Source organism: Halopolyspora algeriensis, assembly GCF_003337235.1.
Taxonomy (GTDB): Bacteria; Actinomycetota; Actinomycetes; order Mycobacteriales; family Pseudonocardiaceae; genus Haloactinomyces; species Haloactinomyces algeriensis.
The window spans coordinates 411,441-435,944 of sequence record NZ_QPJC01000002.1 but is presented as its reverse complement, the minus strand read 5'-3'; the positions used below and the strand labels follow the sequence as shown (position 1 = coordinate 435,944).

The 24,504-nt window shown below is 68.9% G+C and carries 26 protein-coding genes; 12 read left to right on the top strand and 14 right to left on the bottom strand.

The window, feature by feature from the left end; genetic code table 11:
• Positions 1 to 100 precede the first annotated feature (100 nt).
• Both DFQ14_RS05315 and DFQ14_RS05310 read right to left on the bottom strand, forming a co-directional pair.
• Positions 101 to 1,051, bottom strand: coding sequence for a sensor histidine kinase (locus DFQ14_RS05315; RefSeq protein ID WP_114451909.1), 951 nt, complete (start codon positions 1,049 to 1,051; stop codon positions 101 to 103).
• A 1-nt stretch (position 1,052) separates the two neighbouring features.
• Positions 1,053 to 1,442, bottom strand: coding sequence for an MEDS domain-containing protein (locus DFQ14_RS05310; RefSeq protein ID WP_114452146.1), 390 nt, complete (start codon positions 1,440 to 1,442; stop codon positions 1,053 to 1,055).
• Between the two features lie 162 nt (positions 1,443 to 1,604).
• On the opposite strand from DFQ14_RS05310, the gene DFQ14_RS05305 reads away from it, so the two are divergent.
• Positions 1,605 to 2,090, top strand: a complete 486-nt coding sequence (locus DFQ14_RS05305; RefSeq protein WP_114451908.1) for a hypothetical protein — start codon at positions 1,605 to 1,607, stop codon at positions 2,088 to 2,090.
• A gap of 33 nt (positions 2,091 to 2,123) precedes the next feature.
• Here DFQ14_RS05305 and DFQ14_RS05300 read toward each other — a convergent pair whose 3' ends face one another.
• The 6 genes from DFQ14_RS05300 to DFQ14_RS05275 form a co-directional block, all read right to left on the bottom strand.
• Positions 2,124 to 3,746: a copper chaperone PCu(A)C domain-containing protein gene (locus DFQ14_RS05300; RefSeq protein WP_158546658.1), complete on the bottom strand. Its 1,623-nt coding sequence runs from the start codon at positions 3,744 to 3,746 to the stop codon at positions 2,124 to 2,126.
• Positions 3,747 to 3,863: 117 nt separating this feature from the next.
• A complete protein-coding gene (gene qcrB / locus DFQ14_RS05295) occupies positions 3,864 to 5,372 on the bottom strand; it encodes a cytochrome bc1 complex cytochrome b subunit (protein ID WP_114451906.1) in 1,509 nt (502 codons plus the stop codon).
• A 4-nt stretch (positions 5,373 to 5,376) separates the two neighbouring features.
• Positions 5,377 to 5,874, bottom strand: coding sequence for a cytochrome c oxidase assembly protein (locus tag DFQ14_RS22195; RefSeq protein ID WP_246195351.1), 498 nt, complete (start codon positions 5,872 to 5,874; stop codon positions 5,377 to 5,379).
• Positions 5,871 to 6,446, bottom strand: coding sequence for a hypothetical protein (locus DFQ14_RS05285; protein ID WP_114451905.1), 576 nt, complete (start codon positions 6,444 to 6,446; stop codon positions 5,871 to 5,873). Before DFQ14_RS05285 ends, DFQ14_RS22195 begins: the two co-directional genes overlap by 4 nt.
• The gene (locus DFQ14_RS05280) at positions 6,443 to 8,095 is read right to left on the bottom strand and encodes a cytochrome c oxidase subunit I (protein WP_114451904.1); all 1,653 of its coding nucleotides are present in this window, start codon (positions 8,093 to 8,095) and stop codon (positions 6,443 to 6,445) included. Before DFQ14_RS05280 ends, DFQ14_RS05285 begins: the two co-directional genes overlap by 4 nt.
• Positions 8,092 to 8,745: a cytochrome c oxidase subunit II gene (locus DFQ14_RS05275; protein ID WP_114451903.1), complete on the bottom strand. Its 654-nt coding sequence runs from the start codon at positions 8,743 to 8,745 to the stop codon at positions 8,092 to 8,094. Before DFQ14_RS05275 ends, DFQ14_RS05280 begins: the two co-directional genes overlap by 4 nt.
• Positions 8,746 to 9,315: 570 nt before the next feature.
• Between DFQ14_RS05275 and qcrC the strand changes: the two genes are divergently transcribed.
• Both qcrC and qcrA read left to right on the top strand, forming a co-directional pair.
• Positions 9,316 to 10,155, top strand: coding sequence for a cytochrome bc1 complex diheme cytochrome c subunit (qcrC, locus tag DFQ14_RS05270; RefSeq protein WP_114451902.1), 840 nt, complete (start codon positions 9,316 to 9,318; stop codon positions 10,153 to 10,155).
• On the top strand, positions 10,152 to 11,276 hold the full coding sequence (gene qcrA, locus DFQ14_RS05265) for a cytochrome bc1 complex Rieske iron-sulfur subunit (RefSeq protein ID WP_246195349.1): 1,125 nt from the start codon (positions 10,152 to 10,154) through the stop codon (positions 11,274 to 11,276). Before qcrC ends, qcrA begins: the two co-directional genes overlap by 4 nt.
• A 91-nt stretch (positions 11,277 to 11,367) precedes the next feature.
• On the opposite strand, the gene DFQ14_RS05260 is transcribed toward qcrA, so the two are convergent.
• A complete protein-coding gene (locus tag DFQ14_RS05260; protein ID WP_114451900.1) occupies positions 11,368 to 12,354 on the bottom strand; it encodes a malate dehydrogenase in 987 nt (328 codons plus the stop codon).
• A 170-nt stretch (positions 12,355 to 12,524) separates the two neighbouring features.
• On the opposite strand from DFQ14_RS05260, the gene DFQ14_RS05255 reads away from it, so the two are divergent.
• Positions 12,525 to 13,445, top strand: a complete 921-nt coding sequence (locus DFQ14_RS05255; RefSeq protein ID WP_114451899.1) for a haloalkane dehalogenase — start codon at positions 12,525 to 12,527, stop codon at positions 13,443 to 13,445.
• 53 nt (positions 13,446 to 13,498) lie between these two features.
• Here the strand turns inward: DFQ14_RS05255 and DFQ14_RS05250 are convergent, their stop codons facing one another.
• The gene (locus tag DFQ14_RS05250; RefSeq protein ID WP_114451898.1) at positions 13,499 to 14,959 is read right to left on the bottom strand and encodes an alanine/glycine:cation symporter family protein; all 1,461 of its coding nucleotides are present in this window, start codon (positions 14,957 to 14,959) and stop codon (positions 13,499 to 13,501) included.
• Positions 14,960 to 15,140: 181 nt separating this feature from the next.
• Between DFQ14_RS05250 and DFQ14_RS05245 the strand changes: the two genes are divergently transcribed.
• The 7 genes from DFQ14_RS05245 to DFQ14_RS05215 all read left to right on the top strand — a co-directional run bounded on the left by DFQ14_RS05245 (position 15,141) and on the right by DFQ14_RS05215 (position 19,694).
• A complete protein-coding gene (locus DFQ14_RS05245; protein WP_114451897.1) occupies positions 15,141 to 15,872 on the top strand; it encodes a 3-keto-5-aminohexanoate cleavage protein in 732 nt (243 codons plus the stop codon).
• The gene (locus tag DFQ14_RS05240) at positions 15,869 to 16,285 is read left to right on the top strand and encodes a PaaI family thioesterase (protein ID WP_114451896.1); all 417 of its coding nucleotides are present in this window, start codon (positions 15,869 to 15,871) and stop codon (positions 16,283 to 16,285) included. The genes DFQ14_RS05245 and DFQ14_RS05240 overlap by 4 nt, the downstream gene beginning before the upstream one ends.
• A 326-nt stretch (positions 16,286 to 16,611) precedes the next feature.
• Positions 16,612 to 17,019, top strand: a complete 408-nt coding sequence (locus tag DFQ14_RS05235; RefSeq protein ID WP_114451895.1) for a YciI family protein — start codon at positions 16,612 to 16,614, stop codon at positions 17,017 to 17,019.
• Positions 17,016 to 18,161, top strand: coding sequence for an RNA polymerase sigma factor (locus DFQ14_RS05230; RefSeq protein WP_114451894.1), 1,146 nt, complete (start codon positions 17,016 to 17,018; stop codon positions 18,159 to 18,161). Before DFQ14_RS05235 ends, DFQ14_RS05230 begins: the two co-directional genes overlap by 4 nt.
• A gap of 410 nt (positions 18,162 to 18,571) precedes the next feature.
• Positions 18,572 to 18,997, top strand: coding sequence for an Rrf2 family transcriptional regulator (locus DFQ14_RS05225; RefSeq protein ID WP_114452144.1), 426 nt, complete (start codon positions 18,572 to 18,574; stop codon positions 18,995 to 18,997).
• A 99-nt stretch (positions 18,998 to 19,096) separates the two neighbouring features.
• On the top strand, positions 19,097 to 19,228 hold the full coding sequence (locus DFQ14_RS05220; RefSeq protein ID WP_257233578.1) for a hypothetical protein: 132 nt from the start codon (positions 19,097 to 19,099) through the stop codon (positions 19,226 to 19,228).
• Positions 19,229 to 19,277: 49 nt separating this feature from the next.
• A complete protein-coding gene (locus DFQ14_RS05215) occupies positions 19,278 to 19,694 on the top strand; it encodes a nuclear transport factor 2 family protein (RefSeq protein ID WP_114451893.1) in 417 nt (138 codons plus the stop codon).
• 233 nt (positions 19,695 to 19,927) lie between these two features.
• Here the strand turns inward: DFQ14_RS05215 and DFQ14_RS05210 are convergent, their stop codons facing one another.
• The 4 genes from DFQ14_RS05210 to DFQ14_RS05195 are packed head-to-tail and all read right to left on the bottom strand — an operon-like array spanning position 19,928 to position 23,414.
• Positions 19,928 to 20,995, bottom strand: coding sequence for an NAD(P)H-dependent flavin oxidoreductase (locus DFQ14_RS05210; protein ID WP_170206299.1), 1,068 nt, complete (start codon positions 20,993 to 20,995; stop codon positions 19,928 to 19,930).
• Positions 20,992 to 21,750, bottom strand: a complete 759-nt coding sequence (locus DFQ14_RS05205; protein ID WP_114451892.1) for a CoA-transferase subunit beta — start codon at positions 21,748 to 21,750, stop codon at positions 20,992 to 20,994. The genes DFQ14_RS05210 and DFQ14_RS05205 overlap by 4 nt, the downstream gene beginning before the upstream one ends.
• Positions 21,751 to 22,638, bottom strand: a complete 888-nt coding sequence (locus DFQ14_RS05200) for a CoA transferase subunit A (protein ID WP_179951498.1) — start codon at positions 22,636 to 22,638, stop codon at positions 21,751 to 21,753.
• Complete coding sequence (locus DFQ14_RS05195) at positions 22,638 to 23,414, bottom strand: enoyl-CoA hydratase family protein (protein WP_114451891.1); 777 nt, start codon at positions 23,412 to 23,414, stop codon at positions 22,638 to 22,640. The genes DFQ14_RS05200 and DFQ14_RS05195 overlap by 1 nt, the downstream gene beginning before the upstream one ends.
• A gap of 166 nt (positions 23,415 to 23,580) precedes the next feature.
• Between DFQ14_RS05195 and DFQ14_RS05190 the strand changes: the two genes are divergently transcribed.
• The gene (locus DFQ14_RS05190) at positions 23,581 to 24,486 is read left to right on the top strand and encodes an SDR family oxidoreductase (RefSeq protein ID WP_114451890.1); all 906 of its coding nucleotides are present in this window, start codon (positions 23,581 to 23,583) and stop codon (positions 24,484 to 24,486) included.
• The last annotated feature ends 18 nt before the right edge of the window (positions 24,487 to 24,504 follow it).

Below are 24,504 nucleotides of genomic sequence, written 5' to 3'. Positions count from 1 at the left end.
ACGACCGCGGCGCGATCTGCGGACGGTGGAGGTACAGCACCGGGGACCGTCCGCGGACGTGCGCCAGGCCGTGGTCAGCCGGGGCGGTCGGCGCGCGTGTCTACCGGGGGGAAGTGAGGCGCAGGTGGGCGTGGATGGCGGTACCTGCCAGGCTGGTGTGGGTGCGCACGAGGTCGGCCAGGTTGTGGACCAGCAGCAGACCGCGGCCGCCGAGCTGGCCGGGCTGGGGTGGTCGGCGCCCGGCCAGCGGGTCGGCCAGTGTTCCGCTGTTTTCGACGGCGCAGACGAGATCGTCACCGTCGCGCCCGATTCGCAGGAGGCAGTCTCCACCGCCGTGCACCAGACCGTTGGTGACCAGTTCGGTGACGATGAGTTCCCATTCGACGGTCCGATCCGGACAGAGGCCGAGTCGCTGGGCGTGGTCGGTGGCGAAGCGACGCGCGCCGGGCAGTGCGCCCGCTGTGGTGACCGGGTAGGTCGCGGCGTCCGGCACGCTGCCCAGGGGTTGGTTGTGCCGGGCGAGCACCTCCTCGGGTGCGTAGTGCTCGCTGGCGTGCCGCCGGCCCGTGACCCGTAGCCACGGGTGCGTGGCGTGGGCGTCGGCCAGAGCGGAGGCATCGAGCCCGGCGGTGTCATACGGGCACACGATGGTGACGTCGCGTCCGGTGAAGGCGGTGTTGATCAGAGCTTCGTGCTGGGCGCAGGCCGGGTATTCGGTGGCGGTGCGGCCGGACCAGATGGGTTCGCCGATGATGCGGACATGCTCGTGTGGGTGCTCGTCGGCGGAGGCGTGCAGCACGTCGGCGATGATGCGGCCGGGGTTGCGGCCGGCCTCGGTCATGTCGAGCATGCGGACCCGCCCGGCGTCCTCGTCCAGGGCTTCGCGCAGCAGCCGGAGTTTGGGGGCGGGCACTGCCACGGTCACGGGATCGCGCTGGGCCAGGCCGTCGGTGATGAACGGCACCAGCTCGTCGAGATAGTCGGTGTCGGAGTCGTAGAAGAGGGCTTCGTGGACGAATCGATCGGGGTGCGTTGCCGCGCTCGGGGTCATGTCAGCGACTCCACACGTACGGTGTCCAGGTTGAGCACCTCCACGATGCGGGCCGGCCCCGGCCGGGAGGTGCGGAGTACGGCGGTGGCGGCGTACTGGCGGGCGTGCTCGGCTCGATGGCCGTGTCCGCGGCACAGGTGCCGCCCACTGAGGTCACCTGCGCGGCGCCGGAAAGCAACGCCTGGTCCATACCGACGACTTCGCGCAGCTCGTCGGTCAATGCCTCGGCCGTGCCCGTGGCCACGTAGCAGACACGTTGCCCCAATGCCAGGCCCTCGGCGACAAACTCCCGCATCCGGGAGCGGAACTCGGCCGGCTCGTCATAGCGCCAGCACAGGTGATCGTGCCTGCTCAGGCCCCGCGCGTCCTGGGCCAACCCCGATTTTCGCATCGCCGCCACTGTACTCAACTCCTTGCACGGCGAGCTCGGGTTTCGATCTTTCGCTGATCACCGGCCTGTGCGGAGGACAATGGTAGAGCCTTGTGCGCACACCAACAGTGCCCTGCCGTTGTCGGGGCGTGTACCGCACGATGTGCGGGGTAACCCCGGACCATGGAAGTTCGGGCGGAGTCCGTGCCGGGCAGGATCGGGCGGATGATCCTGATCGGCGCCCTGGCCGTGCCGCTGGCGGCCGCGTGCAGCAGTGGTGACACCGCCGGCCCGCAACGGGGCGTCACTGTCGGCGACATCCAGCACAAGGAGTACTTCTACCAGGGTGAACACCTGGGGCGGACCGTCACGGTCAGTGCCGCGGTGGCCGAGGTGCGCGGACCCCACGCGTTCGAGCTGTCCGGTGGCGACGCCGGTGACGACACGCTGCTGGTGATGCCCCCGGTGACCGGCCATCCGGTCGAGGTCGTACCGGGTCAGCGGGTGCGGGTCACCGGCACCGTGGGCCAGCTGCACTCGTCGATGCCGTCGCAGAAGGTGCCCTACGTCCAGCGGGGCCTCTACAGCAAGCACACGACCGAGGCGTATCTGTACGACGCCGCTGTCGAGCCGTTGTCGCCACCCCAGCGCGGGCACGGCGATCGCTGACACTGCCGGGCGCTGCGGCTTTACTCGGCGGCTTTACTCGGTCAGTGCCTCTTCCTTCCTGGCCTTGACCACATACGGTTCGCCCTCCACCGCCAGGTACACGTAGTCGTCGCCGACGGCCACGCCCGAGATCCGGGCGTGGCCGAGGCCGGACTGCTCGAGGGTGGTGCGGAAATCGATCATGGTGATGACCTCGAGGGTCTCGGGCCGCATGCTGATCAGCTTGTCGGCGGTCACCGCATACACGCGGTGCTCCTGTTGAGGCTCGGCCACGACGTGCTCGACCGTCTCGCTGAGCTCGTTGACGGCCACGACCTCCAGCCCGCCGTGGGCGTTTCCCTCCACCAGTTGCACGCGGCGGGAACCCTCCTCGGCGAAGTAGGCGCTCTTCGACACGCTGTCGTCCGAACTGAAGGTCGTGTGGCTCAACGCGACCCGGCGCGTGCCCGCAGGCTGCGGCCCCTGCGGCGTCTCGTGGAAGTAGGTGAATCCCTCCCGGGTGACCAGCCAGAACGAGGGGTCGACGTGGTTGCCCGGCTCCACCACGGCCTCCGGGCCCGCCTGCACCTCGTGCCGGAACAGCACTTCGCTGCGCTCGTAATCCACGCCGGTGACCGTCGAGTCGTCCTCGGACAGAGCGAACAGCGACTTCGCCGCTTTCTCCACCACCACCCAAGACGGTGTCGGGATGTCGCCGAGACTGCCGACCTCGGTCAGGGTCTCGGTGTCGAGCAGGGCGATCCGGCCGGCCTCGGTCAGCGGAACAGCCACCCTCTCGTCGGGCCGGGTGATCAGGGCGAATTTCTCGCCGGCACCCTCGACCGTGCGCGAGCCGAGGGCCTCGCCGGTCTCCGAATCCACCCGGACCAGCCGCCGGCGGCCGTCCTGCTCGACGAAACCGAGCAGCACGTTGCGCTCGGTGGCCCAGGTGGGATGGCTCAGGGGGTGTGCGACGTCGAGTACCTGCACCTCGGGGATGCTCGTGGGCAGGCTGGAACAGTCCGGCAGGGGATTGCGGGGTGGTGCCGGGGCACGGCCGAGAGGCGCGGTGAGCACTTTCGGGGCCTTGCCGTTCGGCGGCAGCGGGCAGTACTCGCGAGGTACGTCCGGGTTGGCCACCCGCAGTGGGAGCCGGACCTGTCCGGCGTGGGCGAAGGTGAACACGACGGGGTAGGTGCGGCCGGCCCGGATCGTGGTGGTCAGCCCGGTCAGCCGCAGCTCGATCGAGGTCGTCTCGGGCAGCTCGATCGAGGCGACGGGCTCGACATAGCCGGCGGTGAGCGTGTGATGGCCGGGCAGGGTGCTCTCCCCGAGGACGAGGCCTTCACCTGCGATCGGGCTGCTCACCGACACCAATCGGTCCGGGCGCGTGCCCTCATTGACGATGGTCGCCTGCACCGCAACGGTCTCACCCGGCCGGTAGACGGTGTCGCCCTCGATCGAGGAGGTGTGGGCGAACATGGCGTCGCGGACCGCGATGCTGCCCACCTGGCCCTCGGAACCGGCTCCGACTCGCTGCAGATGCCGGGGGCCGAGTTGTCCGGTACCGCATCCGGCGATCAGCGCCACCAGGCCCATCACCGTGGCGATCAGCACCGTGGTGCGTAGCCGGGCTGCTCGGCACGCATCGGCCGCACCTGTCCGGTGTCTCGGCATACCCGGCTGTGTACCCATCACCGCTCGCACTATGCTGCCCCGTCCTCGGCACACCCCGATCCGGGGACGGCCCCTCCGGACCGGTTCGCCGGCGTGCCGGCGCCGGCGGCGAGCGGCTCAGTCGGAACGCTCATCGCCGTCCTCGTCCCCGGACACGCTGCGGTCGATCCGGATCCCGCCGTAGGCCATCGGCACGGGCCGGCCCTCGTGATCGACCCCGCCCGGTGGCTGGCGCACCTCGACGAACACTCCCTGCCGGCGTTCCTGCAGCAGGCCGGTCCGAACACCGTGTTCGAGGACGTCCCGGTCGGCGCGCTGCAGCCCGCGGCAGATCCGGTGGGTGACGATGTAGGCCAGTGGCGGCAACACGAGCACCATGGCCCGCCCTCCCCACACGAACCACTCGAAGGGGATGTTGAACGCGATCGCGTGCACATCGTCGGCTCCGGCGATGAACAGCACCAGGTAGAAGGTCAGCGCCATCGCACCCAGGCCGCTGCGGACCGGGGCGTCCCGTGGCCGCTGCAGCAGGTTGTGCAGGTGCCTGTCCTTGCTGGCCAGTCTCTCGAGAAACGGATAGGCGAACAGCAACAGGAACATCAGCAGGGGAATCGCGGCGCCCGGCCAGAACGGCGCCACCACGGTGTAGGGGCCCAGATGGATGTCCCAGGGCGGGAACAGCCGCAGGGCACCGATGATGAACCCGATGTACCAGTCCGGCTGCGCCCCGGTGGAGATGTCGGCCGGGGTGTAGGGACCCCACAAAAAGATCGGGTTGATCTGGAAGAACGCGCCCAGCAGCGCGAGCACACCGAAGACGCAGAGCCCGTTGGCCAGGGTCCTGCTGCCGAAGCCGGGCATGGTGCGATCGCCCACGACATTGGACTCGTGCGCACCCCGCCCGGGAAACTGGGTGTGTTTCTGGTACCACACCAGCACCAGGTGCACCGTGATCAGCGCGATCAACAGGCCGGGAATCAGGAACACGTGGCCGACGAAGAAGCGCGAGATCCACAGATCCCCCTCGAACTCGCCACCGAAGACGAGCCAGTGCACCCACGGGCCGATGACCGGTATGGACAGAAAGATTCCGGAGAAAATGCGCACCCCGAAGCCCGACAGCAGGTCGTCGATCATGGAATAGCCGGTGTAGCCCTCCACGAGGGAGAGCAGCAGCAGCGCCACGCCACTGACCCAGGTGAGCTCACGCGGCTTGCGGAAGGCGCCGGTGAAGAAATTGCGGATCATGTGCAGCACGATCGTGGCGACGAACACCAGCGCGGCCCAGTGGTGCATCTGGCGGATGAACAGGCCGCCACGCACTTCGAAGGAGAGGTCCAACGCCGACTGGTAGGCGCGGGAGGCGTGCAGACCCCGCAGGGGATCGTAGGAGCCGGTGTAGACGACCTCGGTGGTGTCCGGGACGAAATACAGCGACAGGAAGGTACCGGAGAGCACCAGCACGATGAACGAGTACAGCGCGAACTCGCCCCACAGGAACGAGTGGTGCTTGGGGAAGACGTGCGACAGTTCCTTGCGCAGGGAACCGGAAAGCAGGTAGCGCTGGTCGGCCCCGTCGGCAACGCGCTGGGCGATGGACTGCTTGGGGCCTCCGCGGCGGCTCACGCGTTCACCTCCCCACTCCTTGCTCGACCGGCTCGTCGGCGGCGACGCGCCGCTCCTCGCGGTGGATCCAGTTCCAGGTGACGACCACCGCGCTCATGCCCAGCGGAAGCATCCCGACGATCATGGACAGGCCGCCGGTGCTGTCGCCGACGATCACGAGCCAGACCCCGGCCAGGTCCAGCAGCGGCATGGCGGTGTACAGGTACAGCGTGCGACCCGTGTCCGGCAGCCGGTGGCGCACTCCCAGCACCGGCGCCCAGAACAGCATCGCCCCGACCAGCATCGTGATCCGCGCCGCCGAATCCCACGGCGGCGGCACCCCGAGATGACCTGCCACGGTGACGGCAGCGTGCAGCACGACGAACCCGGGCAGAGCCACCGCAGCGGGCACGGTCCACCGGTCCGAGCGCGGGGCGAGGCGGGTGAGCACGAGCAGCAGCACCGGCGCGGCCACCGAGACGAGCAATCCCATCATCGCCATGTGGGCCATGTGCGCGGTCATCGCCGGCGCCTCCTCAGCATCTCCACGACGGCGCGCGCCCCGGCAGCCAGCAAAGCCGCCTTGCGCAGCCGGTGCGGCGGGCGCGGAGGCGGCGGTGCGGGGGGCCCGTGAGCGGCGTGCTCGGCGGGAACCGCCGTGGCGGTGCCGAGGGAGGAACCGTAGTGGACAAAACGCGGCGGGCCCGCGGGCTCGGTGTCGCCGAGCGCGGCCGGCCACGGGCGCGTTCCGCGACGCAGCCGCTCGCCGCGGGCCAGCCACGCCGCCAGCACCAGCGGGTAGAACGCGATCACCGACAGCCACCAGCCGTAGGCGAAACCGGTCAGCCCCACCGCCAGCCCGAGCGCGGCGAATATCCCGGCGGCGGCGCGCCTGGGCTGGCGCCGTTGCGTGCCGACCCGGCCCGCCCGGGTCGCCAGCAGGACGGCCACCCCGAATCCCGCGACGAGGGCGGTCGACCAGATGTAGAGCAGCTGCTCGATGAACCCGGCGGGCCGGAACGCGAACAGCAGGATCAGGGCGAGCACGAGGTTGCCCGTCGCCCAGGCCCCGACCACGGCGTGCGCGGATTTCATCCCGCCTCCGCCCGACTCGACTGCTCCTGCTCACGCAGGTCGAGCAGCGGGGCGTAGCTGCGTATCGGCGGGATCGGGTAGCGCTCGCTGAAGTTGAACGTCGGCGGCGGCGAGGAGGTGGCCCACTCCAGGGTGTGGGCCTGCCAGGGGTCCGGAGGGGCCTGGTGCGGACGCCGCAGCGCGACCACGACGTTGGCGATGAACACCAGGCCGCCCACCGCCAGCAGACCGGCACCGATGGTGGCGATGAGGTTTTCGGTGGTGAACCCGTCCCGCGGCAGATAGGTGGGGATCCGCCGCGGCATGCCGTTCAGCCCGAGCCAGAACATCGGCAGAAACGTCAGGTTCGTACCGGCCACCCACAGCCAGAAATGCGCCTTGCCCAACCCCTCGCGCAGCATCCGGCCGCTGGCTTTGGGAAACCAGAAATACACTCCGGCGAACAGCGCGAACAGGCTGCCCGCGGCGAGTGTGTAGTGCCAGTGCGCGACGAGGAAGTAGCTGTCCTGCATCTGGTAATCCAGTGCCGGAGTGCCGACCATGATGCCGGTCAGGCCGCCGATGAGGAACTGCGGGAGGAACGCCAGCGCGAACAGCATCGGCGTGGTGAATCGCAGCCGCCCACCGACGACCGTGGCGAGCATGTCGAAGTACTCGATGCCTGCCGGGATCACCAGCATGATCGAGGTCAGCGAGTAGTAGTTGCTCGCCGCCTGGCCGGTGGTGAACATGTGATGGCCCCACACGCTCATCGACAGCGCTGCGAACAGCAACAGCGACAGCACGAGGAACTTGTAGCCGAAAAACCGGCGGCCTGCGAAGGTGGCCAGCACCTCGGCCACCGCACCGACGAACGGAAAGAACATCACATACACCACGGGATGCCCGAAGAACCAGAAAAGATGCTGGTAGCCGATGTTCCATATGTTCTCGGTGAACATGTCCGGATATACGCGGCCTCCCGCGAGGATGCCCACCGCGACCAGCAATGTCGGGAACGCCCCGATCACCATCAGGTTCGTGGCCACGATCGACCAGCTGAACACCGGCATCCGCAACATGGCCATGCCCCGGGCGCGCTTGAGCAGCACCGTCCACAGCACGGTGCCTGCCATCAGCAGCATGCCCAGGCTGGACAGGGCCACCCCGATGATCCACAGGTTCACCCCCTGGCCGGGGGTGTAGCGGCTGCTGGCCAGCGGCGGGTAGGCGTACCAGCCGTGATCGGCCGCTCCGGAATCGGCGGAGAATCCCGACAGCATCACCACCGCGCCGGTGAGGTAGAGCCAGTAGGAGAGCATGGTCGTGCGGGGCGCGGCGACGTTCGGGGCACCGATCTGCAGCGGGACGAGATACAGCCCGATTCCGATGGCGAACGGTGTCATGACCATGTAGATCATCATCGAGCCGTGCATGGTGAAGAACTGGTTGTACAGGTCGTTGGACAGCACCTCCAGTTGCGGCTGGGTCAACTGGGCGCGCATGGCCATCGCGAGACCACCGGCCACCAGCAGCAGCACCAGCGACGTGCCCACGGTCAGCAGCCCGATCCGCTTGTGGTCGGTGCTGGCCAGCCAGCCGACGACCGAGCCGGCCTTGACACCGGGTCGGGGCTCGGTGGGCGTGGACCGACCTGCTGTGGTCGTCATACCGCGGCCCCGCCGCTGTCCAGATACTGCTGGTATTCGGCCGGGGAAACCGCGCGCACGTAGAAGTCCATGGTGACGTGGTGGGTGCCGCAGTACTCCGAACAGCGCCCCCGCCACCGCCCCTCCTCGGGAAAGACCATCCGCAGCGTGTTGACGTGATCGGGGTAGGCGTCGCGTTTGGCGGCGAAGTCGGGCAGCCAGAACGCGTGCACCACGTCGCGTGAGGTGAGGTTGAACTCCACCGGCTGGCCGGCAGGCACCACCACGGTGGGGAAGTCGTTGGTCGTGCACGTTCCGGTCACGGTCACCGGGGCCGATTGGTAGGCGAAGTCCCAGCACCAGCGGTAGGCGGTGACGTCGATGCGTGCGGCCGGGGTCGTCGTCTCGGCGGCGAGCCCCTTGCCGTGGTTGAGCGCGGAGTTCGCCTGGTAGCTGCCGTAGAACAGGGCGGCGACGATGCCGGCGAGCACCACGACGTAGCCCAGTTCCACTGGTTTGTTCTCCGAGGCGCGAAAGGGCAGTTTCCGACGCCGCTTGGCGCGGTTGATCAGGACCGCCACGAGCACGATACCGGTGACCAGGACGAACACACCCCCGGCAATCGCTGCCCACACGGTGAAGAGCTGGTCGAACACGGTGGAAAACGGCATGCGACCTCCTCCGGGCGAGTCCCGGGTATTGCTGCGACTCGGCGATGTAGGAATGGCGTGCCCGCCCGGCACTCCCGCATCCCGACGGAGCGATTCGATCATGCCGGTGAGTACGCGTGATGATGTAGCGCCTACTCAGGGTGGAGTCCCCACTACCCCCTGTCAAAACGGTGAGCCGGGTGGCAGCTCCCTTCCGGAGTTTTTCGGTCCTCTGCGGAGGAACTGCCGGATTGCCTGGTCACTGCTGGACCGGGCACGCGGATTTCCACAGTGGATAGTTCCTTGGGGCTCACTCGGGCATCACTCGACCGAGTGCTTTTCGTGTCCCTGCGGCAATGAGAGCGCCGGCGCCGTGCACACGCCGGCACGATCGGCCATGATGGACCGCGCCGGTCGGCCCCGTGGACGAGGCCGGGCGTGCGCTCACCACCGAATCGGTGCAGCGGCCTGCGGAACCGGCGCTCGAGAAGGTGGGCACGACGGGTCGGCACCGGTTTGCCGTGACGGTTTCACTTCTCCCGTCGCACGCTGCGAAACCACGACTGCTTTGAGGGGTGGACGACGCCGACGATGGACTCCCCGGATTCCCGCACTGCTCGTCGGAGCCGGCGGCCGCGCGGCAAGCTCCGTCGCAGGCTCCGCGGTGGCCTCACCCTGGGAATCGGCCTGCTGTCAGCCGGGGTCCTCTACACGATGCTCGTTCCGCAGCCACAGGTCGTCACCGCCCAGGACACCCTGCTCGCCCAGGGACGGCAGCTCTACAACAACACCTGCATCAGCTGCCACGGGGAAAACCTGCAGGGCGTGCACAACCGCGGGCCGAGCCTCATCGGGGTGGGCGAGGCCGCCGTCCACTTCCAGGTCTCCACCGGACGCATGCCGCTGGCCCGGCAGGAGGCACAGGCACTGCGCAAACCCCCGCTGCCGGAATTCGACCCGGACACCGCCCGGGGCAGGAAGAACCTGCGGGCACTGAGCGCCTATGTCCACGCCCACGGAGGAGGCCCGGAAATGCCACCGCAGAGCGGCACCGCCCTGATCGGCGAAGACACCGCCCGCGGTGGTCTGCTGTTTCGCCTCAACTGCGCCTCCTGCCACAACTTCACCGGCCGCGGCGGCGCACTGACCGCGGGCAAGTACGCCCCCATCCTGAACCCGGCCACCCCTGATCAGCTCTACGCCGCGATGCTCACCGGTCCGCAAGCCATGCCCACCTTCGGCGACCGCCAGCTCACCCCGGAAGAAAAGGAGGACATCATCGCCTACGTCCTGTCGGTGCGCGATCAGAAGAACACCCCGGGCGGTTACAACCTCGGCGAGATCGGCCCGGCAGCCGAAGGCGCGGTCGCCTGGCTGGTGGGGGTGGTGGCGCTGGTGGCCATCGCCCTGTGGTTGGGAGCCAGGACGTGACCGAAGACAGCCCCGGTGAACGCGACCCGAGGAGCATGAGCCACCAGCAGCTGGCCCGGCTGGCCGACCACCTCGAAGACGTCGAAGTGGTGGCCAAGACCCCCCAGTGGCCGACCTCTGCCTCCAGCGCCGAGAGGCGAACCGAGAAACGGGCCGAATGGACGGTGGCACTGTGGTTCGTGCTGTCGGCGCTGTCGGCGGTCGCGTTCGTGGTCACCTACAGCATCTGGCCGGACGAGTACGTGCGCCCGTCCGAGGACGGCTACACCTACTACGCGCTCTACACCCCGGTCATCGGGGGCACCTTCGGACTCGCCGTGCTGTCGCTGGGTATCGGCCTGATCCTGCACATCAAGAAGTTCTTTCCCGACGAGCTGGCGGTGCAACAGCGCCACGACGGCCCGTCCGAGGAGACGACCCGTCTGACGACAGCGGCCAAACTCGCCGAGATCGGCGAAGACACCAGCATCCCTCGTCGTCCGCTGATCAAACGTGCGATGCTCACCGCGGCCGGGCTGTTCGGCGCCGCCACCGGTGTGCTGTTGATCGGCGGCTTCGTCCGCAATCCCTGGGCAGGCGGCAGCCAGGCCGCCTTGTGGGTCACCGGCTGGAAACCGGTCAACGGCGAAACCGTCTACCTGCGCGCCCAGACCGGTGTTCTCGGTGATATCGAACGGGTTCGGCCCGAGGACATGCAGCCGGGTTCGATGATGACGGTGTTCCCGTTCCGCGAATCCGACCGCGGTGAAAAGGAACTGCTGCTGGCCGCCGAGCGCGCCTCCGACGCGCCGGTGATGCTCATCCGGCTCCGCCCCGGCACGCACGTCACCAAACGTCCCGGCCAGGAGGACTTCAACTACGGCGACTACTACGCCTTTTCCAAGGTGTGCACGCACCTGGGCTGTCCCGCCTCGCAGTACGACTCGCAGAACCACATCAGCCTCTGCCCGTGCCACCAGTCGGAGTTTCTCATCACCGCATCGGCGAAGCCGGTCTTCGGGCCGGCCACCCGCCCCCTGCCGCAACTGCCCATCACGGTCAACGCGGAAGGATACTTCGTGGCCCGAGGTGACTTCGTCGAACCGGTCGGCCCGGGCTTTTGGTCGATGCGCAAGTCCTGAAACACCGGCGAACCGTCACAGGGGCAGCGGTGTCGGCTGTTCGGGGCCGCGCCACCACCGGTGGTGGCGCGGCCCCGAACAGCGACCGGGATCAGACCAGGCCGAGCTTGCGGACCGTGTCGCGCTCCTCGGACAACTCGGCCACCGAGGCGTCGATCCGCTCGCGGGAGAACTCGTCGATGTCCAACCCCTGCACGATCTCGTAGCGCCCGTTGCGGGCGACCACCGGGAACGACGAGATCAGCCCCTCGGGCACACCGTAGGAGCCGTCGGAGACCACACCGGCCGAGGTCCAGTCCCCCTCGGCGGTGCCGTTGACCCAGGTGTGCACGTGGTCGATGGCGGCGTTGGCCGCCGAGGCCGCCGACGAGGCCCCCCGGGCGTCGATGATCGCCGCGCCCCGCTTGGCCACGGTCGGGATGAACTCGTCGGCCAGCCAGGACCGGTCCACCTGCTCGGCGGCGCTTTTGCCGCCGACCTCGGCATGGAACAGGTCCGGGTACTGGGTGGCCGAGTGGTTGCCCCAGATGGCCAGCTTGCGGATGTCGCCGACACCGACGCCGAGCTTGGCGGCCAGCTGGGCCAGCGCACGGTTGTGGTCCAGGCGGGTCATCGCGGTGAACCGCTCGGCAGGCACGTCCGGTGCGTGCGCCTGAGTGATCAACGCGTTGGTGTTGGCCGGGTTGCCCACGGCCAGCACCCGCACGTCGGAGGCCGCGCCGGCGTTGATGGCCTCGCCCTGCGGCTTGAAAATACCGCCGTTGGCCTCGAGCAGGTCACCGCGCTCCATGCCCTGGGTCCGCGGGCGAGCGCCGACGAGCAGGGCGATGTTGGTGCCGTCGAAGGCCTGCCGCGCATCGTCGGTGACGTCGATGCTGTGCAGCAACGGGAACGCGCAGTCGGTGAGCTCCATCGCGGTGCCCTCGGCGGCGGTGACCGCCTGCGGGATCTCCAGCAGCTTGAGTTTGATCGGGATGTCCGGCCCGATCAGCTGGCCGGAGGCGATCCGAAACAGCAGCGCGTAGCCGATCTGGCCGGCCGCACCGGTAACGGTGACAGTGACGGGAGACGGTGTCATGCAGTTCTCTCCTGCTCGCCGGGTGGTTGTCGCAGCGATGCTATCCACGCCGGCCGGCGACCAGGGCAAGCCCCGCCACGGATCACACCCACACCACCGGACCGGGGGAGCGGGACCGATTCAGTCGCCATCTCGTGGACGGTGCGCACACCACCTTGTAGCGTCCGCTCATGCGTGTTTTGCGAACGCCCGACGACTGTTTCGCCGAGATCGGCGACTTCGATTACCCACCACACTACGCCGATGTGCCCGACCAGGACGGCGGCACACTGCGCATGGCCTACGTCACCGACGGGCCCGCCGACGGTCCGGTCGTGCTGCTGCTGCACGGCGAGCCGAGCTGGTCGTTTCTGTACCGCACGGTCATGCCCGAGCTGGCCGCCGCGGGCCTGCGGGCGATCGCGCCGGACCTCGTCGGGTTCGGCCGCTCGGACAAACCGGCCGAGCAGGCCGACCACAGCTACGCCCGCCACGTCGAATGGGTGCGCAGCCTGGTCTTCGACCACCTGGACCTGCAGCGCGTCACCCTGGTCGGCCAGGACTGGGGCGGGCTGATCGGGCTGCGCCTGCTGGCCGAACACCCGCACCGCTTCGCCGGGGCGGTCGCCGCCAACACCGGCATGCCCACCGGCGATTACGGCATGCCCGAGGTGTGGTGGCAGTTCCGTCACGCCGTGGAACGCGCCGAGACCCTCGACGTCGGACGCTTCGTCGCCGGTGGCTGCCACCGGCCGCTGGCGCCCGAAGCCCGCGCCGCCTACGACGCACCGTTTCCGTCCGAGGAGTACAAGGCCGGCCCCCGTGTCATGCCGACCCTGGTGCCCACCAGCCCGGACGATCCCGCCACCGAGGCCAACCGCACGGCCTGGAAGGCCCTGGCGGCCGGTGACACTCCCTTCCTGACCGCCTTCAGCGACAACGATCCGATCACCGGCGCCATGGGGCCCATCCTGCGCCGCACGATTCCCGGAGCGGCCGGGCTCGACCATCCCACCATCGACGGGGCCGGTCACTTCCTGCAGGAAGACGCCGGAGCCGAACTCGGACGCGTCGTGGCCGAGTTCACCCGCACCGTGGGTCACTCGGCCTGACAGCGGTTCGCAGACGATGGTCACACCGTCGTCTGCGACTCCGCACCGAGACGTCAGGTCCGCGCCGCCTGGCGATCCTGCTCGATCTCCTCCTCGGGAGGCCAGCACTCCACCCCGGACACATCGGGCATCCGGTCCCGCGTGAACACCGGATCGCGCCCCTGCCCGAGCTGCTCGGTGTAATCCGAGATCAAACGCATGACAACGGCAGCGAGCGGAGCGATCGCCACCAGATTGACCAGCGCCATGACGCCCATCGTGGTGTCGGCCAGGTTCCACACCAACTCCACCGAGCCGATCGCGCCCAGAAACGTCATCACCAAAAACACCCACTTGTATCCGGTCATGACCGCGGGGCGATCGGTGATGAAACCGATGTTGGACTCCCCGTAGTAGTAGTTGCCCAGTACCGAGGTGAACGCGACCAGCAGGATGATCAGCGTCAGCAGGTGCAGCGACCACGTCCCCAGGTGGGTCTGCAGCGCCTCCTGCGTCATCGACGGACCACGGCTCTGGCCGTAGGACGGGTCCGCCAGCAGGATGATGAACGCCGTCGTCGAGCACACGACCAGGGTGTCGAAATACACCCCGAACGTTTGCGCCAGCCCCTGCTTGACCGGATGGCTCACCGACGCACTCGCCCCCGCATTGGGCGCCGAACCCAGACCGGCCTCATTGGAGAACATGCCCCGGCGCACGCCCTGCACGATCGCGGCACCGATACCGGCCGCAGCCATCTCGCGGAACCCGAAGGCGTGGGTAACGATCTCGGCGAGCACACCGGGAACACGCTCCACATTGAGCGCGACGACGATCAGGCCCAACCCCAGGTAGATCAGTGCCATGAACGGCACCAGCGTCTGCGCCACCTGCGCGATACGACGCACACCACCGAAAATCACCACGGCGGTCAGCACCACCAGCCCCAGACCCACCACCGGGGCCAGCCAGCCGGTCGTGTCCACACCGGAGGCCTGCGCCGAATTCCGCACCGCACCGGAAATGGTGTTGCTCTGCACCGCGTTGAACACGAAACCGAACGTCACCGTGATCACGACGGCAAAGAGCACACCCATCCAGCGCGCCCCCAGGCCACGCTCCATGTAATACGCCGGACCGCCTCGAAAGCCGGACCGGTCACGAACCTTGTACAGCTGCGCCAGGGTCGACTCCACGAAACTCGTCGAACCGACGAGAAACCCCATGATCCACATCCACAGCACCGCCCCGGGACCACCCAAGGCGATGGCCGTGGCCACCCCGGCGATGTTGCCGGTCCCGATCCGGGCCGCCGCCGAGATCGCAAAGGCCTGAAACGACGAGATGGCCTTGCCCCCGTCGGAGGCCACTTCGGACCGGCTGCGCAGCGAACGCACCATCTCCGGCGCCAATCGCAGCTGCACCACGCCCGAACGCACCGTGAAATACACGCTCAGCACGGCGAGCAGGGGAATGATGAGATAAAACCAGAACGCATCGTTGACAGCGACGATGACGCCGTTGAGCAAGTCCACGGGACTCAGTCCTTTCCACTGGCCCTTACCCGGCGCGCCTCGACCACCGCCCGGTCCGCCGACAGATCCATGACGAATGATCGTCGTGTTCCACACGGTGAGATGTCAACAGACACGGGTGGCGAACACGAGACAATGTCGCGACCTGCCCCGCACCGGGCTCATCACGCAGAATCAACCCATGTTGCAGGTCTGTCTCAACGGCGCCCGCTCTCCCCGTGAACACCACCACCTGCCGGTGCGCCCCGAAGACCTGGCTCGTGCCGCCGCCATCAGCGTCGCTGCCGGAGCCCGCGACATCCACCTGCATCCCAAAGCCCCCGACGGCACCGACAGCCTCGAAGCTCCCGTTCTGGCCACCACCCTGCGTGCTGTGCGCGCGGCCGTCCCCGGCACTCCCATCGGCATCCCCACCGGCGTCTGGACCATCCCCGACCCGCGCGCACGCATCACAGCCATCCGAACCTGGACACTGCTGCCCGACCACGCCTCGGTCAACTGGCACGAACACGGCGCCGACGAGATCGCCACGGCCCTGCTGGAACGCGGCATCGGCCTCGAAGCAGGCCTGCACTCGGGCACCGGATCCGAACGCGACTTCCTGCGCTCACCCCTGCGCCACCGCACCCTGCGCGTGCTGGCCACCATCACCGACCGCACCGCACGCGGCTCGGTCGGCACCGCCCGAACCTTCCTGCAACGGCTGGCGCAGACCCCCGCACCCATCCTGCTGCACGGTCAGGCCGCAGGTGCCTGGCCGGTGCTCGACATGGCCACACGATTACGGCTCGACATCCGCATCGGTCTGGAAGACACGCTGCAACTGCCCGACGGAAGCATCGCCACCGACAACGCCGAACTCGTCACCGCAGCCCTCGACCGCAACCCCGATCACAAGGAGAAGCCCCGATGACCGAGCCGTCCTCCGACCAGACCCATCTGCTGATCGCCTCCATGCCCCTGGCCGAATCCCTCGGAATACATCTGGACTCCGCCGAAGCCCACGAGGTGCGCGGGCACCTCGACTGGGCAGCAAGCCTGTGCACCCTCGGCGGATACCTGCACGGTGGCGCCATCATGACGCTGGCCGACAGCCTCGGCGCGATCTGCGGCTACCTGCACCTGTCCGACGGCGCCACCACCTCGACCATCGAATCCACAAGCAACTTCTTCCACGGCATCCGGGCAGGCAGACTGCACGGCGTGTGCCGGCCGCTCCACGCCGGTCGCACCACGATCACCGTCCGGACCGAGCTGTTCGACGATCAGCAGCGTCTCGTCGCCCACACCACCCAAACCCAGGCCGTCCTCACCGAACAGGAATAGCAGCGCGGTGAGCGGGCGGCGCTGTGGTCACGCGAGGTCCACCAGATGGGTGTGGCCTCCACGACGAGAGCAGTGGAGATCCCCGCGCGCTCGAGCTGCTCACCGACAGCTGGAGGCACCTGCTTTCCGACGACGAAACGCGCCAGTAGCCTCAGTTCTCCGGTTGCTGCGGTCGGCCGCTCGGACACGGATGTCCCAGGAGCGGTGGCGCCCGGAAGCAGGTCCTGGAACTCGGCACGCTTGCGGGTGTCGAGAATGTCCCGCCGGCTCCGTCCCAGGGACACCAGCGGCCACGCCGGGCCGCACGACGAAGAAGGAGAACCACCATGAAGTACCTGCTGCTGAAGCACTACCGAGGTGGCCCGACCCCCGCTGCCGATCATCCGCCGATGGACCAGTGGACACCGGAGGAGGTCGACGCGCACATCCGGTTCATGCGCGACTTCGCCGCACGCTTGGAAACCACGGGCGAGTTCGTCGACGGACAAGCACTGGCGCCCGAGGGCACGTTCGTGCGGTACGACGGCGAGGGGCGCCCACCGGTGACCGATGGTCCGTTCGCCGAGACCAAGGACCTCATCGCCGGCTGGATGGTCATCGACGTGGAGTCCTGGGACCGCGCGGTCGCGCTGGCCGGGGAGCTGTCCGCCGCTCCAGGGGCCGGCGGCGAGCCGATCCACGAGTGGCTCGAGGTGCGCCCGTTCCTGTCCGAGCAGTCCACGGTGGCCGAGTGAACGAGTCGCTGCTGCGGGAGCTGGTGCCCGCGGTGATCGGTGTCCTCGTCCGACGCGGAGCCGACTTCGCGTCGGCCGAGGATGCCGTGCAGGAGGCCTTGATCCGTGCGTTGGAGACCTGGCCGGACGATCCACCGCGCGACCCGAAGGGGTGGCTGGTCACGGTCGCGTGGCGCAGGTTCCTCGACGCCGCCCGCGCCGAGGCGTCGCGGCGGGGACGGGAGCTTGCCGTGGAGGTCGAACCCCCGGCCGGCCCGGTGCCCGACACGGACGACACGCTGCGGCTCTACTTTCTGTGCGCGCATCCCACCCTGTCTCCGGGCTCGGCCGTCGCCCTGACGCTGCGCGCGGTCGGTGGCCTGACGACGCGGCAGATCGCCACGGCACACCTCGTCCCCGAGGCCACCATGGCGCAGCGGATCAGCCGGGCCAAGCGGCGGATCGCGGGGCTGCGGCTCGACCAGCCCGGCGATCTGGCCACGGTGCTGCGGGTGCTCTACCTCGTGTTCAACGAGGGGTACGGCGGGGACGTCGACCTGGCGGCCGAGGCGATCCGCCTCACCCGCCACCTCGCCGCCCTGACCGACGAGCCCGAGGTCGTGGGGCTGCTCGCGCTCATGCTGCTGCATCATGCGCGTCGCGCCTCTCGCACCGGCCCCGGAGGCCGTCTGGTGCCGCTTGCCGAGCAGGACCGATCGTGCTGGGACACCGAGCTGATCACCGAGGGTGTGATGATCCTGCAGGTCGCGTTGGCCCGCGACCGGCTGGGCGAATACCAGGCGCAGGCCGCGATCGCCGCCCTGCACGCGGACGCCCGCAGCGCCGGCGAGACGGACTGGGTGCAGATCGTGGAGTGGTACGACGAACTGCTGCTGCTCACCGGCAATCCGGTGGTGCGGCTCAATCGCGCAGTGGCCGCCGGCGAGGCCGACGGACCGCAGGCCGGCCTGGCGGCGCTGGCCGACGTGGATCCCGGCCTGCCCCGTTACACCGCGGTGGCGGCATACCTGCACGAACGCGCCGGTGACCTCTCCCGCGCCGCCGAGCTGTATGCCGAGGCCTCCCGCGCCGCTACCAGCGTGCCGGAGCGCGACCACCTCACCCGCGAAACCGCACGGGTGCGGCAACTGCTGCGGCCGTGAGCACGGCATCGCCCCCTACGAATGTGCCGTTCCGCGCAGTCACCAAGGCAGGCACGGCTCAGTCGACCAGCGAGGTGGATGAGTTTCTGGCGGCGCGAACCTGGACACGGGTGGAGACCATTCCTGCTCGGGCAGGGGGCGTGGCCAGCGCGTCGGCACCGTGAGCGGGGTGGTGGCCATCAGCTCGACGGGGGGATCCGTCTGCGTCGCAAAGGGTGCCGATCGGGCGACCCGGCGTCCGGAACGAGATCCCCGGGCGAGCAGCGGAGGGCCGAGCAATGCTCTCGACTCCGCCCTGTGACCGGGCGCGCGCCCGGTCCGGTCGGGGGCTGCCCGCAGGACTTGTCGTACGTCTTTGTAACAAATACTGTTACGAGTAGAGCCGAGGGGTGAGGGAGATGGAGTCCGACGTGAGCGCCAACAGCAGACTGACCATCACGGCGCACGCCCTGACATGGATCGGGCTGTATCAGCGGCGCGGCCATGAGGTCGCCACCTCCGAGCAGATCGCGACGAGTGTCAACACCAACCCGGTGGTGATCCGCCGCCTGCTGGCCGAGCTGCGCAAGGCCGGCCTGGTCGATTCGCAGCGGGGGGCGGGTTGGATGCTCGTGCGGGACCTGGCGGCGATCACCCTGCTCGACGTCTACCAGGCGATCGAGCCGGGACCGGTCTTCGCCCTGCACCGCGCGACACCGGACCCCGAGTGCGTCGTGGGCCACGGCATCGGGCCGGCGATGGCCGCCGTGTACGAGGAGGTGGAGGCAGCCCTGCGCGGGGAGCTGGCCAAGACCACGCTGGAGGACGTGCTGCGGGACGTCTTGAAAGCCGCCTGACCTCGGACTGTTGACTTCCCCTGATCGAGGCAGATCACAGCCCGCGCCCATAAATGTAACAAAAATGGTTACATCAAGGAAAAGGAATGGGAGCTTCTCATGGGACAGTTCACACGGCTGCTGACCGAATTCGGGTTCGCGCCGGTCGATCTTGGCGCGCTGCGCGAAGGCGGGGCGCTCATGCAGCTCGGCGGGCCGCTGAGCGGCAAGCACTTTCTGTTCCAGGGCTGAGGCCCGACCGACACACCTCGTGCGAGCAAAAAGACAAAGGGCAAGGGCGATGGCAACAGATACTCAGACCTCGCGGACCGTGGCCGAGAAGTTCGTGGAGCGCCTCGGCAGGCAGGACCCCGACGGCATCCAGGAACTGTTCGCCGAGGAGATCGACTGGCACGTTCCCGGCAGTGACGCGCTGCCCTGGACCGGGCGCCGTACCCGCCGGGAGGAGGTCGCGCCGTACTTCACCACGATGTGGCCGCATTTCGCGCACGGCAGGAGCAAGGTCGTGCTGGAGCGCGTCATCGTCGACGGTGGTGACGTGATGCTGCTGGCGAACTTCACGCACACCGTCGTGGCCAGCGGTAAGGAGTTCACCACACCGGCGGCCATGCACCTGGTGGTCGACGACGGTCGGATCGTCCGCATGCACCTGTACGAGGACACGCTGACCGTCGACGAGGCGTTCAACGCCGGCTGAGTGGAGAGTGCTCAGGGCACCGTGGCCCGGGGCGGCCCGGCCGGGCGTGTACGTACGATCTCGCCGCTCGACTGGGCCCGCCGCCCTGGTCCCGGCCGCCGGCCGCGACCTCCGGAGGATCCTGTACGGCTGCTCCTCAGACCCCGAGCGGGCGCCCTTGCTGCGGTCGGATGCGCCCGAGGCCTGCCTCGTCGACGCCGTCTGAACTCCGTGGGCTGCCGAGGCGGGGCCGGTCAGACGAGCAGGGTGCCCCTCCGTCGCAGCTGGTCGGCCGCCTCGGTGGCGACCCGGTCGAGGAGCTCCTCGCAGGTGGGAAGATCGTCGATCACGCCGACCACCTGGCCGGAGGCGAGAACACCGGCATCGGTGCGGCCCTCGACGAGCCCGGCTTTGAGCATCATCGGGGTGTTCGCGGCGAGCACCATCTGCGACCAGCTCCGGCCGCTGCCGTGCTTCATGGAGCGTCCGTCTGCGAGGAGCCGACGCCAGGACAGGCCGTTTGCCCTCTTGAACTCCAGCGTGCGGCGTATCGTCGGGGCGAGCCGCTTGAGCGGGCCGGCTCCCTCGAGCTCCTCGACGAGGTCGGTGTGCAGCATGCGGTGGGGCATGCCGTCGACCTTGGTGGTGACGACGGTGCCGTTGAGGTCGTGCCGGAGGTACTCCTGCTTCACCGCGTCGGGCACGGCGCTGTCCTTGGTGAGCAGGAACCTGGTGCCCATGCCGATACCGGCGGCACCGTAGGACAGCGCCGCCGCGAGGCCGCGGCCGTCGAAGAAGCCACCGGCGGCGAGCACGGGGATGTCGACGGCGGCGAGCACGGTCGGCAGCAGCAGCGTGGTGGGAACGTTGCCGGTGTGGCCGCCACCCTCGCTGCCCTGGATGATCACGGCGTCGGCCCCCCAGGAGGCGACCTTCTCCGCGTGGCGCGGCGCGCCGACCGAGGGGATGACGACGATGCCTGCGTCCTTGAGCTCGGCGATCATCTCCCGCTTCGGCGCGAGCGCGAAGGACGCCACTGCCACGCCCTCGTCGATGAGCAGCTTCACCCGCTCACCGGCGTCACCGGCGTCGGCGCGGAGGTTGACCCCGAAGGGGGCGTCGGTGCGTTGCTTGACCTCGCGGATCGCGGCGGCGAGCTCGTCGTAGGTCATCGTGGCCGAGGCCAGGATGCCCAGGCCGCCGGCGTTGGCGGTGGCGGAGACCAGCCGGGGGCCGGCGACCCAACCCATGCCGGTCTGCACGACGGGGTGGCGTACACCGACCAGCTCGGTCAGCGGGGTCCGGATCAGCTGTTCGATCATGCCGCGGGAACCTCGCGGTCGCGCAGGGACGTGGGGTCGAGCACCTCGCGGATCAGGGCCAGCTCCTCCGCCGAGGGCGTCCTGGTCTCGGGGACGTCTCCCTCGACGTGGAGATCGCAGCCGCTGGCCTTGCGGACCTCGTCGACGGTGACGCCGGGGTGCACCGAGACCAGCCGGAGGGCGTGGTCGGGACCGTGGAAGTCGAACACCCCGAGGTTGCTCGCGACGCGGTGGACGTTGTGGAAACGTGTCGCCGCGGCCCCGGCCTGCCCGGCGCGCTTGCGGCCGACACCGGAGACCATGTCGACCTGCTCGACGAAGACCCGGGCGCTGTGCTTGGGCACCCAGTAGCTGGTCTTGTTGTTCACGGTGTTGCCGGGTGCGCCGCGCACGCCCAGAAGCTGGCGTTCGGGCCGGGCGAAGTCGCCGATGCAGGAGATGTTCTGGTTGCCGTGCCGGTCGAGTTGGGTCGCGCCCATGATGACGTGGCGCTTGCCGTGGGGCACGACGACGTCGAGCACCGCACGGAACGGGATCCAGCCCTCGACGACGCCGGAACTCTCCCCCAGCGGTGGAACACCGTCGAGGGCCATCGCCTCGCCATCGGTGAGCAGCAGGCCGGGGGAGTGGGTCAGTTTGGCCAGCCGTGCCCCGAGCGTGGGCAGCAGTCCCATCGGGCTGGCCATGATCTCGCCGTCGCCCTCGAAGAAGTCGGCGAGCGCTGCGGCGCACACCTCCGCTCTCGTCGCGTCCATTCAGTTGCCTCCGCTCTGCTCGGCGTGGAAGGCGGCGACGGCGTCCTGGTAGGCCCGCTCGTCACCGGAGAGGAACCGCTGCTCGAACTCCACCCAGCTCGCCGGGTCCGCCGCGGCGGTGGCGTAGGTCTTCTGGAACTTCTCGTCGCGGCCGTAGTCGGGCACGCAGGTGGTGAAGTGCGCCCCGTTGCGGGTCTCCACGACTCCGTCGACCATCATCCGGTTCAGCAGCAGCGTCTGCACGGGTGCGTCGGCGGTGAGTTCGGCGGTGTCCACGATCTGCTCGGTGGAGACGAACCGCTGCGAGGCCGCGAGGCAGAACAGGTCATCGAAGTACGGGTCGGGTCCGAAGTACTGCGCGTTGCCGTGCTCGTCGGCGCGGTTCATGTGCACCAGGGCCACGTCGAGGTCGAGTGCCGGTACGGCGACGAGTTCCTCCCCGTCGTCGTGCGGCGAGGTGACCGTCCTCAGGCGAGGGTTGTGGGTCATCACGTCCGACCCGAGGCCGGCGCGCATGGGCAGGAACGGCAGACGTTGCGCCGCGGCACGCAGGCCGGTCTGGAACATCCCCTCGTCCCATTCCTCGACCTCGACGGCCGCGTTCTCCCGCGCCGCGCGGAACAGCGGCTCGAGCGGGATGGAGTCCAGCGACACGAACGCATAGACCAGCTTCGTGACCTTGCCCGCCGCGCACAGCAGGCCGACATCCGGCCCACCGTAGGAGACGATGGTCAGGTCCTTCAGGTCGGAGCGCAGGATCGCCCGGACCAGCGCCATCGGCTTGCGGCGTGACCCCCAGCCGCCGATGCCGATCGTCATGCCGTCCTCGAGCCGGGCGACGGCATCGTCGACCGACATCACCTTGTTTCTCGTGCGTGCCTCGGTCATCAGTGGTTTCCCGCCTCGTCGTTGCGGTCCGCCTTGCTCGTGCCGGCGAACTCGTCGCGGTGCCCGTCGGCGACGCCGGACAGGTTGAGCTCCATCGTGAAGCCCTGCTCGAAGCGGTAGCTGCGGTTGACGTCGACCGGGTCGATCCCGTTGATCGCCTCCTTCGCAGCGCGGATCACGCGGGGGTCCTTGCTCGCGATCTCTCCGGCGACCTGCATCGCCGCGTCGTCGAGCTCCTCGCGCGAGACCACCTCGAGCACCGATCCGTGGTGGTGCAGCTGCTGGGCGGTGATGGTGCGGCCGGTGAAGTACAGCGTCCGCATCAGATGCGGCGGCACCATCCGGGACAGGTGTGTCGCCGCCCCCAGCGCACCGCGGTCCACCTCCGGCAGTCCGAAGAACGCATCGTCACAGGCCACGATCGTGTCCGCGTTGCCCACGAGGCCCATCCCACCGCCGAGGCAGAACCCCTGCACCGCCGCCACCACCGGCGTCGCGCACTCGTAGACCGCCTTGAACGCCGCGTAGCAGCCGCGGTTCGCCTCGATCAGCGCGTCGAAGCCGCTGGTGGTCTGCATCTCCTTGATGTCCACACCCGCGTTGAACCCACGACCCTCGGCACGCAGCACCACCACGTGGGTGTTCCTGTCCTTCGACGCCTCGTCCAGGGTCTCCGCGACGCCGAACCACCCGGCCGCCGGCAGTGCGTTGACCGGGGGAAAGTCCATCGTCACGACGCGGATGCCCCCGTCGTGCAGGGTCGAGCTGATGCCCATGTCGCCTTCCTAACCTAACATTTGCTTGGTACCCTAACAGTTGCTTGGTTCGGTCGGAAGGCGACGAAGGTCGCGTGGCCACCGACTCGACACGACCGGGCGCTTCCTTGCGGTCGCGGCCTCCGTTCAAGTCCCGACCTCAGCACCGAGAAAACCAGGAGTGGATGTGAGCAGGATCTGTGCAGGACGCGTCGCGATCGTCACCGGCGCGGGACGCGGCATCGGCCGCGAGCACGCGCTCGAGCTGGCGCGGCAGGGGGCCAAGGTGGTGGTCAACGACCTCGGGGCCTCCGCAGACGGCATGGGGACCTCGGCCGACCCGGCCAACGACGTCGCCGCCCTGATCGACGAGCTCGGTGCAGAGGCGGTCGCCAACGGCGACGACGTGGCGGACTTCGACGGTGCCCAACGAATGGTGCAGCAGGCGATCGACACGTTCGGCGGGCTCGACATCCTCGTCAACAACGCCGGATTCCTCCGAGACCGGATGCTGGTCAACACCGGTGAGGACGAGTGGGACGCGGTGATCCGCGTCCACCTCAAGGGCCACTTCGCCCTGCTGAGGCATGCGGCGGCCTACTGGCGCTCCGAAGCCAAGGAAGGCCGGCCCCGGGCGGCGCGAGTGATCAACACCAGCTCCGGCGCCGGTCTGCAGGGCAGCGTCGGGCAGGGGACGTACACCGCTGCGAAGGCAGGCATCGCGGGACTGACCCTTGTCGCGGCCCAGGAGCTCGGCCGCTACGGCGTGACCGTCAACGCGATCGCTCCGGCTGCCCGGACGCGGATGACCGAGGAGGTCTTCGCCGCGACCATGGCCAAGCCGGAGTCGGGCTTCGACGCGGTGGACCCGGCGAACGTCTCGCCGGTCGTCGCGTGGCTGGCGAGCGAGGACTCGGCCGACGTGACCGGCCGCGTGATCGAGGTCGAAGGCGGCAGGATCTGTGTCGAGGAGGGCTGGCGGCACGGCCCTGCCGTGGACATCGGCCGACGCTGGGAGTCCGCCGATGTGGGCCCCGCCCTGCGGGACCTGTTGGCGAAGGCCGAACCGCCCGAGCCCGTCTACGGCGCCTGAGGCAGAACCACGACCGCG